General features: G+C 68.3%; 15 protein-coding genes. 6 read left to right on the plus strand and 9 right to left on the minus strand.

The window, feature by feature from the left end; all coding sequences use genetic code 11:
• Positions 1 to 239: 239 nt before the first annotated feature.
• The 5 genes from GQQ93_RS10985 to GQQ93_RS11005 all read right to left on the minus strand — a co-directional run bounded on the left by GQQ93_RS10985 (position 240) and on the right by GQQ93_RS11005 (position 3,815).
• Positions 240 to 911 (minus strand): DUF4304 domain-containing protein, encoded by a 672-nt coding sequence (locus GQQ93_RS10985; protein ID WP_157424285.1) that lies wholly within the window; start codon positions 909 to 911, stop codon positions 240 to 242.
• Positions 912 to 1,033: 122 nt separating this feature from the next.
• Positions 1,034 to 1,915, minus strand: coding sequence for a hypothetical protein (locus GQQ93_RS10990; protein ID WP_170296177.1), 882 nt, complete (start codon positions 1,913 to 1,915; stop codon positions 1,034 to 1,036).
• Entirely contained in the window at positions 1,912 to 2,436 is a 525-nt protein-coding gene (locus GQQ93_RS10995; protein WP_157424287.1) for a DUF6932 family protein, read from the minus strand. Before GQQ93_RS10995 ends, GQQ93_RS10990 begins: the two co-directional genes overlap by 4 nt.
• A gap of 258 nt (positions 2,437 to 2,694) precedes the next feature.
• Entirely contained in the window at positions 2,695 to 3,312 is a 618-nt protein-coding gene (locus tag GQQ93_RS11000; protein ID WP_157424288.1) for a hypothetical protein, read from the minus strand.
• 131 nt (positions 3,313 to 3,443) lie between these two features.
• Positions 3,444 to 3,815 (minus strand): hypothetical protein, encoded by a 372-nt coding sequence (locus GQQ93_RS11005; RefSeq protein WP_157424289.1) that lies wholly within the window; start codon positions 3,813 to 3,815, stop codon positions 3,444 to 3,446.
• Positions 3,816 to 4,154: 339 nt separating this feature from the next.
• On the opposite strand from GQQ93_RS11005, the gene GQQ93_RS11010 reads away from it, so the two are divergent.
• Entirely contained in the window at positions 4,155 to 4,592 is a 438-nt protein-coding gene (locus GQQ93_RS11010; protein WP_157424290.1) for a hypothetical protein, read from the plus strand.
• A gap of 163 nt (positions 4,593 to 4,755) precedes the next feature.
• On the opposite strand, the gene GQQ93_RS11015 is transcribed toward GQQ93_RS11010, so the two are convergent.
• Entirely contained in the window at positions 4,756 to 5,253 is a 498-nt protein-coding gene (locus GQQ93_RS11015) for a hypothetical protein (protein ID WP_157424291.1), read from the minus strand.
• Positions 5,254 to 5,396: 143 nt separating this feature from the next.
• Here GQQ93_RS11015 and GQQ93_RS11020 point away from each other — a divergent pair, with 143 nt between their 5' ends.
• The 4 genes from GQQ93_RS11020 to helR all read left to right on the plus strand — a co-directional run bounded on the left by GQQ93_RS11020 (position 5,397) and on the right by helR (position 9,362).
• Complete coding sequence (locus GQQ93_RS11020; protein WP_157424292.1) at positions 5,397 to 5,786, plus strand: DUF1801 domain-containing protein; 390 nt, start codon at positions 5,397 to 5,399, stop codon at positions 5,784 to 5,786.
• Between the two features lie 545 nt (positions 5,787 to 6,331).
• The gene (locus tag GQQ93_RS11025) at positions 6,332 to 6,565 is read left to right on the plus strand and encodes a hypothetical protein (protein ID WP_157424293.1); all 234 of its coding nucleotides are present in this window, start codon (positions 6,332 to 6,334) and stop codon (positions 6,563 to 6,565) included.
• Positions 6,544 to 6,999 carry a hypothetical protein gene (locus tag GQQ93_RS11030; RefSeq protein WP_157424294.1) on the plus strand — a complete coding sequence of 152 codons (456 nt, stop codon included), beginning with the start codon at positions 6,544 to 6,546 and terminating at the stop codon, positions 6,997 to 6,999. The genes GQQ93_RS11025 and GQQ93_RS11030 overlap by 22 nt, the downstream gene beginning before the upstream one ends.
• A 140-nt stretch (positions 7,000 to 7,139) precedes the next feature.
• On the plus strand, positions 7,140 to 9,362 hold the full coding sequence (gene helR, locus GQQ93_RS11035) for an RNA polymerase recycling motor ATPase HelR (RefSeq protein ID WP_157424295.1): 2,223 nt from the start codon (positions 7,140 to 7,142) through the stop codon (positions 9,360 to 9,362).
• A 2-nt stretch (positions 9,363 to 9,364) separates the two neighbouring features.
• On the opposite strand, the gene GQQ93_RS11040 is transcribed toward helR, so the two are convergent.
• Positions 9,365 to 9,871 (minus strand): O-acetyl-ADP-ribose deacetylase, encoded by a 507-nt coding sequence (locus tag GQQ93_RS11040; protein WP_157424296.1) that lies wholly within the window; start codon positions 9,869 to 9,871, stop codon positions 9,365 to 9,367.
• 111 nt (positions 9,872 to 9,982) lie between these two features.
• Between GQQ93_RS11040 and rlmN the strand changes: the two genes are divergently transcribed.
• Positions 9,983 to 11,212: a dual-specificity RNA methyltransferase RlmN gene (gene rlmN / locus GQQ93_RS11045; protein ID WP_157424297.1), complete on the plus strand. Its 1,230-nt coding sequence runs from the start codon at positions 9,983 to 9,985 to the stop codon at positions 11,210 to 11,212.
• 3 nt (positions 11,213 to 11,215) lie between these two features.
• On the opposite strand, the gene GQQ93_RS11050 is transcribed toward rlmN, so the two are convergent.
• Both GQQ93_RS11050 and GQQ93_RS11055 read right to left on the minus strand, forming a co-directional pair.
• Positions 11,216 to 12,043 (minus strand): NTP transferase domain-containing protein, encoded by an 828-nt coding sequence (locus tag GQQ93_RS11050; protein WP_246192289.1) that lies wholly within the window; start codon positions 12,041 to 12,043, stop codon positions 11,216 to 11,218.
• Positions 12,040 to 13,287: a molybdopterin molybdotransferase MoeA gene (locus GQQ93_RS11055; protein ID WP_157424298.1), complete on the minus strand. Its 1,248-nt coding sequence runs from the start codon at positions 13,285 to 13,287 to the stop codon at positions 12,040 to 12,042. The genes GQQ93_RS11050 and GQQ93_RS11055 overlap by 4 nt, the downstream gene beginning before the upstream one ends.
• Positions 13,288 to 13,326 lie beyond the last annotated feature (39 nt).

The raw sequence follows: 13,326 nt of genomic DNA on the forward strand, positions 1-13,326 counted from the left end.
GGCACGATCGCGCCCGTGACAAGTGTGCGCGTCACCCGATCTGTACGGCTTCGATTGCACGGCATGGGCGAGGCGATGTGCGGGGCCCAGATCACTCCCATGACATGTAGGTGCGCACGTGCTCCCTCGCGTGCAACGCTGCGCACCTGTTGCCGTCTCCTTCACTATCTCCGACCCAAACGTCGCCCGTCTCGGTCTGATCGCTGACAACGTTCACTTTCGTCGCGAACGCAGATCGGCTACTGCAATGGCTTCCCGAGAGACTCGAAGTCACGTTCGGCCAGGTACTGCCGGAGGTACTCCTTATGGCCGGTATGGTCGCCGAGGCTCACGGACAGCACGTACGCGTGCAACAGTCGTTCTGCGTCGCTTCGTCGTCCCCGGGCGATGAGAAGATCGGCAACGTCGAGGGCTGCTGCTTCCGGCGTGATCGGGCCGAAAGCGCGCGGACCCTGTTCCTCGTACGAATCGAGAACCTGATCTGCGCTGCTGAACAGATCGAGGTGAGGCAGAGCCCGAGTGGCGAGTACTCGACATACTTCCTCCACGGAGAGGCGATCCCGAAGATCCCACCACTGGTCGAAGCCGCCAGGCATGAAATCGCCTAGTCCCCACCTCAGTTGACAGTTGTAGTCATTGATCCAGCTAGCCCTGGGCGAGCCCATCCGATTCATCTCGGGGACGTAGACACCAAGATTCACGCGATAGCGCCCATAGAGATCTGGAACCAGCCCGGGAACCGCATGCTTCCCACTCGGGTCAAACGGACCAAGCTGCACCGAGACGTGATGTAAGAGTCCATCATTCGCAGCCCGATTGAAGCTATTGACCCGTTTCCGAAACCCGGCAGGTTTGAGGTAATCGCTCAACGCAGCGGAGATCGTCTTCGCGAGATCGCCGTTGTCTGTCATGCACACTCCGCCTCGCTCCTCTGAATACCGCCAATGATCATTCCAGAATTCGTTACGCATGACGGATGACGGCACGAACTCCCGTTTATGGACGACTCAGGCCACTCTCACCCGCCCGTCGCTCAGAGGAGTCGCTGATCCGGTGCCACGGAAATCAGGGAGTAGCTCGGGTGTGATTTGGTGCCATCCGCGCGAAGTGTGACGAGCCTCTCAATGCGTGCCACGACGGGCTGACCTACAAATTCCATAACCGAGGCGAGCTGTGCGTCGTCCTCGATCGCCCCGAAATATTCGTGGCCGCTGTCTCTTTCCTCGATGTAGAAGAGGCGCCGTCGCGTTCGAAGTCCGTCCATGATTCCAAAGACGGTAAGCGTGTCACGCTTGTCCTGCACGCCCGACAGCAGCTCAGGCACCTCGCGAGCCTGCTTCGCCGTTAGAACGGAGTGCTCACGCTCGGTGGAGCCTGTCGGAGTCATCGATAAGGATATTGACGCCTCGGGACCAAGCGATGCCGCAAGCGCCTTCACCGCTGAGCGGTATTGCGGCCTGCGAAGGGGGAGCGCGCGTAGCGCCTGATCGTCGCCGGCATCCTCGGGAAGAATGCCAAGCAGTTCAAGCACCGCGTTCTCGGAGAGGTGTGCCATCGGGCTACGCTCCATTGCGTCGCGGTCGATGTCTGTCTCGGGAAACTCGAAGTACAGCGTGCCGTGTGACTGGGCTACCGGCAGTAGCGGGGCACGATCGACGAGGCCGGCTTGGACCGTGATGGCCGCGTTCTTCGGGTCAAGCAGAGCCTTCGCGGCGAGCGCTGTTGCGCGCTGAAGGGCAGCAGTGAGGTTCGCCACAACCGTAGCGGTTACCGGTCCATCGATGTCGACGCGTAGCTGCGTCGCCGGCGGACTGAACCGTTCGCGCAACGTCAGGAGCGAGTTCCGGCGATATTTGTCCACGCGCGTTTCGTTGCCGATGGTGGACAGGAGAGCGTCGATCTCGTCGCGAATCACCACTCCACCTCCACAACGCCCCTGTGCCCAGGAAGATCCTCGCCTGACAGCAGAGTAGACGTGCCCATCCACGTCGTCACCTGGTCGACGTCGTCGGGGACGACGAAGAACGACTCGATCCTGCCGGCGAAGGGGTGCAACACTTCGAAGTAGTCCGGGCCGAGGGACCCGACAATCACGTCGTGAAGGGACATGCAGAGCTGAAACCGTGCCTCCTCGGTATCTGTCCAGAGTTCCATCGAGCTTGGCTCGTCGGGGACGACGGCCACCTCCGGTGCCTCACACGGGCCAACCTGACGCGAGATGAAGGTGCCTCCGATCAGAAGCCGTCCACTCGGGAAGAGTTCCTTCGAGTGCTTCAGGAGGTGCTCGAGTGCCATCCACGTCGTGCGGCGGTCCCACTCCGACGTGTGAGCGACGAACTCTGCGTAGATGTCTTCCATCTCAAGTGGGTGGCATCCGGGCACCAGCCAGCCAGTTCCGGGATCGAGCAGCACTGCCCAGTCGGGAGAGTCGGTCACGGGCCGATTATGACATAGGGGCACGCGCGCACCTGTCTGCCGCTAGGGAGAATGTGGCGCTTGCTTGTGGCTCCCGCGACTCGTAGCGTGACGACGCTCTTGACATGCACAGCGGCAGGGACCGATGTACTACTTGTCATCGATCAGATGTCGGAAGCGGAGAGGGCGACGTGTGGGTGCGGTAATAAGCGCGCCCGCAAAGCCGGTTCGTCAGCGGACGTCCGGAAGCGGATCCCGCATTAGGCGGTTGGATCGGAGTTACGGAGCAACGCGACCGAGGGCGTCAACGAATCGCCGCGCCCAGTCCAGTTCTGCCCTGACGTCTGGAGCGCTGAGTTCTTGGCGCCTGATCGCACGTGGTCGCGACTGGCGTTCGATGTCGCCTTCATGCACGACCGCGTTCCTTCGCACGGCCAAGGAATTGAGATGCGCCTTGATGTCCGCTGCTGGCTCACCCATTTCGGTGCCAAGGCTTGCCCACATCCGGGGTACTCCGGCGAGCGAAAGTGCCTGCTCGACCTTCCGGGCAGACTGGTAGGTATCCTGAAGGATCCGCTTGTGAAGCGCGTTGCGAGCACGGATCATCGGACGATCGGCCCGACCCTCTCGACGAGCCTGGACACTACTCCTGCCCATTTCGACCAGCGCCTCGAACGGGACATCGAGCTTCGAGAGGTCGCGCGGGAGTGTGGAATCGAGGTCGACGGACCGGACAAGCCAGTGCAGGTAGGTGTCGATTGAGGCGACTCCCATCGCCCACGCCAGACGACGGACGTCTGTCCGCAGCCCCGTTGCAAGTGAAGGCGCGTCGAGCGTGAGTAGCTGATCGGCACGATCCAAGACATCTGTTGCGGCCATGTGCGGTGTGACTGGCATTGGCGCCCCCTTGGTTGCACCTACCCTAGCGACGGCCCGAGCGCGTATCGGCTGCACCGATTCCCGCCATGGCCGCGCCCGCAAGCGGATCCCTGATCGGAACGCTCTGCAAGGCGGCTGCGTTCGCTCGGTTACTCGGTCAGCTCGAGAGTTGGCGGGTCCGCCTCGAGTACGATGAGGCCGAAGTCGCCGGACAGCCGGTACCTTGCTCCCTCGACTTCGAACTTATCGAAGGACCCGAAATCTGGCTGCCCGGTTGCGTCCACGGCTGGAGGCGCCCCTTGTTCCGCCCACGACAACGTCGAGACGCCATCGAATCGCAGGATCCCGCGGCGGTAGCAGTATTGCTCCTCAGCGGCCGGCGTCCGATAGACAGGATGTTGCTCGCGAAGCACTACGTCTACGGCCAGAACGAGCGAACCGGGTTGCGCCGAGATGGAGAGCACCCAACTGTCTTCGAGATACACGTTCTCAAGCGCCGGGATAGACCAGTAGTCAGTCATCGCGGCACCCCGCCACGTACGATTCTGCGCGAATCCATCTCAGAAGCATGGCATCACTTCGCCACCGGCCATCTCGGCGTCGCCCGCTGAAGGTTCGCCACCGGGCTGCGCGACGCGATGGGTTTCGCGAGTTCGGGGGGTGTCGCAGATACCCCGCCCGCACCAAGGCCCGATGAACGTGCCTCGAACGCAACAGCCCAACGCATGCCGTCGGCAATCTCCGCGTGCCGAACCGAGCCTCTCTTTAGATCCTCGCGGATCGTCCCACGCCTCTTGCAGATCGAGGCGTTCGCTGTTTCGTCGGTGACGAAACAGGGTGGCTTGGCGCACCTTCGGAGCATGAGGATCCGGCAGAAGACCACGATCCGGCGGATCCTGCCGACCCAGTGCATCCGGTGCGGAGCGTCGCTGCCGGCGCCTGCGACCACCGGTCGTCCACGCGTCTATTGCGGGCCTGCATGCCGCAAGGCGGCCTACGACGACAGGCGAGCCCGGAAGCCGGAGGCGTTTCAAATCCGAGTTGTTGAGCGCATTGCCGTGGAAACGGTTGAGACCATCTCCACCGTCGACGAGGGCCACGACATCATCGAGTGCTTGCGGCGTGTCTGCGCATCGCCCCGTGCGGTCACAAATGTCCTGTCCGCTCTGAGTGGCTTGGTCCGATCGGGCACCCTGCGGCTGGACGGAAAGTGGGCGCCCGTCGTGCGCGCGATCACCGAGCTGAACCGCGCCATCCTGGATGCTTCCGAGCGCGACCGGTGGCACCGAAGGCGCTGAGGACGATCGCGGCTTAGGGCACCGTCCCCGGGACATCCTCGCGGGCGGGCCACAGGGGAATCTCGGGCGGCCGGTTGTCGCTTAGGCGCTGATGTAGAACGCGAGCGCCGGTGGGGGACCGGCCTGCGGTGCTCACCCGGCGAAACCTTGTCGCCGGCCGCCGTCAATATCGGCGCCGAGTCCATCGCAGGGGCCAGACGAAGTGGGCGATCGAGAACGCGAACAGCGACCACGCGATGAGGAGGGCCCAGCCATTCACGTCGCGCGCTTCGTACGGTCCGAACTCATCCATCACCATCGCGACGGGCGCTGCGGCAATAACGATCTCGATGACCACGAACCCGAGAGCAATGCCCGCGACCGTCAGCTCGCCGTTCGCAAGCCACCGCGACCGGAGTCTGGGCATGAGCCGGAGAGGCAGGCCGACCAGGAGCGCGACGACCATCGAGATCACGGCGATCGAGACAGCGCCCACGATCCATCCGATCAACGATGTAGCGCCGTCGTACCAGGTCGCCCACCCGACCATGAGCCCAATGGCAGTACCGAAGAGCACGAACCCACCCAGGAAGAACTGCATCACCGTGAGCCGCCCGATGGCCTCTCCCCAAGGCGGCAGGCGTCTCATCCCTAGCGTCGATCTCGCAGTGTTCGGGTCCACGCAGCGATCCTATGGGCACGCTGACGCAGTGCGCCGATCTCCACGCATGGCCGACGCGATCCGTCGGCGAGGGATCCTGCCACGCGCGTTAGCGACCGACATCGGCTGTTGACTTCGCCGGTTCACTTCGCGAGTATTCGCGCATGAGTGACAAGTCCGATTCCGAGCAGATCGACGACATCATCGCGCAGCAGAGCGGCTGGAAACAGGACGTGCTCGTCGCGCTTCGAGCTGCGATCATGGCCGGCGACCCGGCTGCCGTCGAGGTGGTCAAGTACAAGAAGCCCTCCAAACCGGAGGGGGTTCCGTTCTGGACGCATGACGGAGACGTCTGCTTCGTCGACGTGCTCAAGAGTGCTGTGCGGCTGACGTTCGCGAAGGGTGCCCGAATGGAGAGCAGCGATCTCTTCAACACCCGGCTGGACAGCAAAGTCGTCCGAGCCATCGACTATTTCGATGGAGACCGCGTGGACGAAGCGGCGGTCAAGGCGCTCGTGGTCGAGGCCGTTGAACTCAACGTCGCAGCCAGGTGACAGGTGACGGAAGAGCCGAACCGGTCACCCACGTCATGCAATCGATCGCGACCTTCGCGTCGCCTGACCGATGCGAGGACTGCGCGTGAATCCGAGTCAGGCAGCGGCTACTCATGGGCCATCATGCCGGGTCTCGGGAGTTCCCATCATTTACCCATCAGATTCACCCGTGAGGGACTCCAAGCGACCGGATAGAATCGGAGACAGCGAACCGTCCGGTTCCCTGTAAACACAAGGGAATCCGCGGGTTTCCGGAGATTTCCGGAGGTGACCGGCAGACGCCTGAATCCTCCAAGGGGTCGCAGGTTCAAATCCTGTCAGCCCGACCGAGGAGAGGCTCGGAATCACGCGGAAGTCGCGAGATTCCGAGCCTCTCTTGTCGTCACGGGGGAAGCCCAGTCGTGCACTCGACGTGCTTTACGCGACGTCATGGGAGTCTCGGGTGTCGCCGAGACGTCAACTCCCGACTACGCCGCGATACTCGGCAACACGAGACGTGATGATGGCTGCGAGTGTAGTCAGCAGGCCGCCGGTAGGCTGTTCGGGTGGAACCCGGCCTCGTCTTCGCCCTCGCATGGGCCGTCATCGCGCTCGTCGGAGGTGCCGTGCTCGTCGTGCGACGCCGGTGGCTTGCCGCCGCCATCACGGCAGAGCGTCAGGCAGGTGCCGGGCGGGCGGGGGCCCGCGGCCCGAGCCCGACGATGTTCCTCGCGGTCGGCCTGGTCTTCGTCGCGATGGGGCTGTTCATCATCGTCTGGTGGGTGACGGCCGCACTGTGACCCACCTCTCGGAGCAGGTTCAGGAGCTGTTGGCGGCGTTTCCGACGCTGACCGCGGATGAGCGGCGGGCGGGCCTGCGAATCCTGGTTCCCGCCGATGGCGATACGCCGGTGCTGGTGCCGTTTCTGCTGTCGGTCGCGGAATCGACCGACGAGGAGGATCTCGTGCGTCTCGAGGCGATCTCGGTGTTCGGCATCCTGACCTTCGACGATGCAGAACTGCTCGATTCGTGTCGCGAGCGGATGATCGCGCTCGCCGCCGAGGACGACGACTGGGATGTGCGCAACGCCGCCGGATGCATCGTCTTCGACCTGCCCGGCGCGGATGCCGTTCTGGGTCGGATGCACGAACTCATCGCCGCCGAGCCCGAGGACTTCGTCAGGGAGAATCTCGCGGCGGCCGCGCGCCTCTTCGAACGGCGTCGCTCCGGCTGAGCGAGCTCCCGCCATCGCCCCGGACACGCGAAAGGCGGGAGTACCTCCCGCCGCTTCCATGATATCGCGGGGTGGGGGGCTTGCGGCAAGGGCCCCCGACGGGCGCAGAATTGACGCTTCCGTCGACTGGAGCTGATCGTTTGACCCCATTGCGCACCACCGCCTTCGCTCTGCCCGAGCGCCTCGCCGCGAAGGCGGCGCCTGAGCTGATCGCCGCCGACGAGCGGCACTTCGCGGCGATCGCCGCGAGCCTCGACGACCAGATCGCCGAGCTGACGGCCCGCCTCGACGAGCAGCGCATTGCGCGGGGCGGCGGCGGGCAGGCGGCACTCGAGCGCGACCTCGAGATCCACCGGCTCACCGCCCGGTTGCGGTTGCTGCGACGCTTCGGACTCGACCTCTGCCTCGGCCGCATGGTCGCGGCGCCCGCGACCGACACCGAGGGCGGCGCGAACGGCGGCGGGATCGTCTACATCGGCCGCCTCGGCCTGTCCGACGGCGATGGTGAGCCGCTGCTCATCGACTGGCGCGCCCCCGCCGCGGCACCGTTCTTCGGCGCCACGCATGCCGACCCGATGGGGATCGTCAGCCGGCGGCGCTACCGCTGGACGCGCGGACGCATCACCGACTACTGGGACGAGTCGTTCACGGCCGGCGCCGTCGCGGGCGGTCTCGCGCTCGACGACCAGTCGGCGTTCATCGCGAGCCTCGGGTCGAACCGTTCACCGCGAATGCGCGACGTGCTCGGCACCATCCAGTCGGATCAGGACGCGATCATCCGCGCGAGCTCTCGCGGCGCCCTCGTCGTCGACGGCGGACCGGGTACCGGGAAGACGGTCGTGGCCCTGCACCGCGCGGCGTACCTGCTCTACTCCGATCGCCGTCTCGACGCACGACGCGGCGGTGTGCTGTTCGTCGGGCCGAGCCATGCCTACATGGCCTACGTCGACGACGTGCTGCCGAGCCTCGGCGAGGAGGGCGTGCAGATGGCGACCCTCCGAGACCTCGTCGACGAGGGTGCCGAGGCCCGCCCCGAGCTCGACCCGGCCGTCGCCCGGCTGAAGGCCTCGAGCGAGCTCGTCCACGCCGTCGAGCGGGCGGTCGCGGCGTACGAGACGCCGCCGCGCGACGAGCTGCTCGTGGAGACCGCCTCGGGCGAGCTGCGCCTGACCCCGGCAGACTGGGCCGAGGCCTTCGAGTCGCCCGAACCCGGCACGCCGCACAACGACGCCCGCGGGGAGGTCTGGGAGACCCTCCTCGCGATCCTCATCGACCAGCACGACGACCACGACGATGTGCCGCCCGCGCTGCTGCGCCGTGCCCTCGAGCAGCACGACGAACTCGTGGGCGTGTTCAACCGGGCCTGGCCGCTGCTCGACCCGGCCGGCGTCGTCGCCGACCTCTGGTCGGTGCCCGCCTACCTGCGACGATGCGCGCCGGGGCTCGCACCCGAGCACGTCGCATCGCTGCAGCGCACCGACGCCCGCGCCTGGACGACCGCCGACCTGCCGATGCTCGATGCCGCGCGCCGCCGCATCGGCGACCCCGAGGCGACCCGGCGCCGCCGCAGGCAGCGGCTGGTTGCCGCGGCCGAGCAGGAGCAGCGCGAGCGGGTCAGGGAGGAGCTCGTCGCGGCCGACGACTCGGAGATGGCGATCATGTCGATGCTCGGCGGACAGGACTTCCGCAACACCCTCGCCGACGAGATCACGGCGCCGCGCACCGACCCCGAGCTGCTGGCCGGCCCCTTCGCGCACGTCATCGTCGACGAGGCGCAGGAGCTCAGCGACGCCGAATGGACGATGCTGCTCGCTCGCTGCCCCTCGCGGAGCTTCACGATCGTCGGCGACCGCGCCCAGGCGAGGCACGGCTTCGCCGAGTCGTGGCAGGAGCGGCTCGCCCGCATCGGCCTCGCGAACACCCGCATCGCGACGCTCGGCATCAACTACCGAACCCCCGAGGAGGTCATGGCGGTGGCCGAGCCGGTGATCCGGGCTGCGCTGCCCGATGCCAACGTGCCGACGTCGATCAGGAGCAGCGGGGTACCGGTGCGCCGCGGCGCGCGCGCCGCACTGCCCGCGATCCTCGACGCATGGCTCACCGAGCACGCCGAGGGAACCGCCTGCGTCATCGGCGACCCCGGCTTCGCCGGAACCGTGCGAGTCCGCTCGCTCACGCCCGAGCTCTCGAAGGGGCTCGAGTTCGACCTCGTCGTGCTCGTCGATCCCGAGCGCTTCGGCGAGGGCGAGGGCGAGGGCGAGGGCGACGATACGGGCGGCGCCGACGGCGTGCAGGGCGCCGTCGACCGCTACGTCGCGATGACGCGCGCGACCCGGGAGCTCGTCATCCTCACGAGCGACTGACCCTACGAGCCCGCGCGCAGCGCCGCCTCGACCTCGACGAAGATCGTCGCATCGCGCGCGACGATCGCGGCCTGCTCGACGCGCGTGTCGGCATCCCGGATCGTGTCGATCGCGACCGCGATCGCATCGCGCAGCGGCCACCCGTACACGCCGGCACTCACGAGCGGGAAGGCGATGCTCCGCACGCCGAGGTCGTCGGCGACCGCGAGCGAACGCCGGTAGCACGAGGCGAGGAGCGGGCGTTCGCGCTCGCCGGCGGCGAAGTTCGGCCCGACGGTGTGGATGACCCAGGTGGCGGGCAGTTCGCCCGACACCGTCCAGCCGGCGTCGCCGGTCGCGAGCCCGTAGGGGAAGCGCGCGATGCAGTCACGGAGGATCGCGGGGCCGCCCGCACGGTGGATCGCACCGTCGACGCCGCCGCCGCCGCGCATGGCGTTGTTCGCGGCATTGACGATCGCGTCGACGCGCTGCTCGGTCAGGTCGCCGTGGACGGCGATGACTTCGGCCATGCCCTCAAGTGTGGCACTCGGGTCGCGATTCGGCGGGCAAGCAGCGGCCTCGCGATCTCGGCTGCACGCGGCATCCGGCATTCACTCGGCCGGGCCGCGTACCCTTGCAAGGTGACGAACACGACAGATCAGACCGCCGCCGACGCGGTGCGCCGCACCAAACCCCGTCAGGTCCGCCCCGCGACCGAGGGTTGGGAGCAGAAGAAGGGCCCCGACGGGCGTCCGATGCTGCAGTTCGCCTCGCCGAAGCGCGGCAAGCCGCCCGTGCACCTCGCCGACATCGCGCCGGCCGACCGCAAGGCGCACGTCGCCGAACTCGGGTTCCCCGGCTATCGCGCCGCGCAGCTCGCCACCCACTACTTCGTGCACCACACGAACGACGCCGCCGAGATGAGCGACCTGCCGGCGGCCTCGCGCGACGGCCTCGTCGCGGCGGTGCTGCCGCCGCTGCTCACCGAGGTGCGACGTTTCGCGACCGACAACGGCGACACGATCAAATTCCTCTGGAAGCTGCATGACGGCGCCCTCGTCGAATCGGTGCTCATGCGCTACCCGGGCCGCATCACGCTGTGCGTCTCGAGCCAGGCCGGCTGCGGCATGAACTGCCCGTTCTGCGCGACCGGCCAGGCCGGTCTCACCCGCAACATGTCGGCCGCCGAGATCATCGAGCAGGTCGTCATGGCGAACGCCGCGCTCGCCCGCGGCGAGCTCGGCGGACGCAAGAAGGGCGACCACACGCCCGACCGCGTCTCGAACATCGTGTTCATGGGCATGGGGGAGCCGCTCGCGAACTACGCCCGACTGATGTCGGCCGTGCGCACCATGCTCGCCCCCGCGCCCGACGGACTCGGGATGTCGGCCCGCGGCATCACGGTGTCGACCGTGGGCCTCGTGCCCGCGATCAAGAAGCTCGCCGACGAAGACCTTCCGGTCACCTTCGCCCTCAGCCTGCACGCGCCCGACGACCAGCTGCGCGACGAGCTCATCCCGGTGAACTCGCGGTGGAAGGTCGACGAGGCGCTCGACGCCGCCCGTGCGTACTTCGACAAGACCGGGCGTCGCGTGTCGATCGAGTACGCGCTCATCAAGGACATGAACGACCACGGCTGGCGCGCCGACCTGCTCGCCGAGAAGCTCAACGAACGCGGCCACGGCTGGGTGCACGTGAACCCGATCCCGCTCAACCCGACGCCCGGATCGATCTGGACGGCCTCAGAGAAGGACGTGCAGCAGGAGTTCGTGCGCCGCCTCGAGGCGGCCGGCATCCCGACCACGATCCGCGATACCCGCGGCAAGGAGATCGACGGCGCCTGCGGGCAGCTCGCCGCGGCCGACGGCTGAGTCTCAGCCGGCGCGGTCGGCGATCGCCCTGCGCGTCGCCGCGGCGGCGTCGGCGGGGCTCATGCCCTGCGCGACGGCGAGGCCGATGAGGTAGGTCGTGAGCGGTCCGGCCGGGCGGGTGACGGTGTGCGCGGCCTCCCTCGTGAGATCGAGCAGCAGCGCCGTCGGCACCGCGGGCTCGTCGAGCCCGAGCTCAGCTGCGAGTTCGGCGACCCAGGTGTCGAGCCCTTCGGGAGTGTCGGTCATGCTCCGATAGTGCTCGATGGCCGCCCAGGTATCAAGGTCGAGCGCGGCGCCGTCGGGGTCGGGCCGGGTCGCGATCCGCAGGGGAGCGAGGAGCGCGCGCATCGAGGCGTCGGCGACCTCGGGCAGCGCCGCGATCGCGTCGCGCAGCGCGGTCACCCGGTAGCGCCCGGCGAGCCACTGGATGCGCGCGTCGGCGTCGACGAGTGCGAGGCCGTCGACGCCGCCCGGCAGGGGGGCGTCGCCGAGGAGCTCGACGACGCGTGCGGCGCGCGGCAGATCGCAGGCGAGCAGCCAGGCCTCGTCGGCGGATGCCTCGAGCACGGCGAGTGCCGCCGCGATCGCCGCGACGGGGCCGCCGAAGGGCGGGTCCTCGCGCACGAGCACGACACCGGGGCGGGCGAGCGCCGGCGGGCCCACGACGACGAGCTGACGGCAGCCCTCGACCGCGGCCAGCACGTGGTCGAGGAGCGCACGGCCGTCGACCTCGACCGAGGCCTTGTCGGCGCCGCCGAGCCGTGCGGCGCGGCCGCCCGCGAGCACGATCGCGGCCCGCGGGATGCTCGCCCTGCGCGCGCCGCCGCTCACCTGCACAGGATCACCTCGACGAGATCGCCGGCCTCGACCAGCCCGACCTCGGGCGGAATTACGGCGAACGCGGTCGCCTCGGCGAGCGAGCGCACCCGGTGCGAGCCGCTCGCGCGCCCCGCGACCGGGGCGACGCCGCTCGTCTCGACGACGACCGGCACCACCTGGGTGCGCCCGGCGGGCGATGCCCAGCCGGTGACGGCGGGCAGCCGGAAGCGGGGCCGCTCGGGCTCGGCGTGCTCGGCCATCGCTCGCAGGGCGGGTCGCACGATCAGCTCGAGCGAGACCGCGACCGCGACCGGGTTGCCGGGCAGGCAGAACACGGGTGTGCCGCCGATGACCCCGAAACCCTGATGCCGGCCGGGCTGCAGCGCTACCGCGTCGAACCGCACCGAACCGGCCGCACCGAGCACGGCCCGCACGGGGTCGAAGGCGCCGACGGCGGCTCCGCCGGTGAGCACGACCGCATCGACGCCGAGTCGTTCACCGTCGAGCGCGGTCGCCGCGTCGCCGAGCGTACGCTCGACCTCGACCCGGAGGGAGTCCTCGTCGTCGGGCACGACGGTCGCGCTCACCACGACAGCACCGGCGGCGCGCAGGGCGGCGGTGACGAGCACCGAGTTCGACTCGGGGATCTGACCGCGCGCGGGGACCGCGCCGGGCGCCACCAGCTCGGATCCCGTCGACAGCACGGCGACCCGGGGCATCCGCCTGGCGATGACGTGCTCGTGCCCGGCCGAGGCGATCGCCGCGAGCTGCCACGGCCCGAGTTCGCGGCCGGCCACGACCGCGGGTTCGCCCGCCGAGGCATCCTCGCCCGCCCTGCGGATGTGCGCACCGACGACCGGTGCCCGCGCGACCGTCACCCAGTCGGGCGGTGCGCTGCCCGCCGCTGCGCCGGCGAGCCCGAGCTCGGTGTCCTCGAGGGGAACGACCGCGTCGGCCTGCGAGGGCATCGGGGCGCCCGTCATGATGCGGACGGCCTCGCCCGGCGCGACCGGCGGGTCGTCGGGGGAGCCGGCGGCGAGGTCGGCGACGACCCTGAGCCGCGCACCCGCCTGAGAGGCGGCGGCGTGCACCGCGTAGCCGTCCATCGCCGAGTTGTCGAAGAGCGGGATCGGCCAGCGCGTCACGACGGTCTCGGCGAGCACGGCGCCGAGGGCCTCGTCGAGCGGAAGCCGTTCTGCCGCGAGCACGGGAAGGCTCGCCGCGAGGCGCGCTCGGTACTCGTCGACGGAGATCACGCGGAACGCCGCTCACGAGTTCGGGACATGGCCCCACGC

Source organism: Agromyces lapidis (assembly GCF_009749405.1).
Lineage (GTDB): Bacteria > Actinomycetota > Actinomycetes > Actinomycetales > Microbacteriaceae > Agromyces > Agromyces lapidis.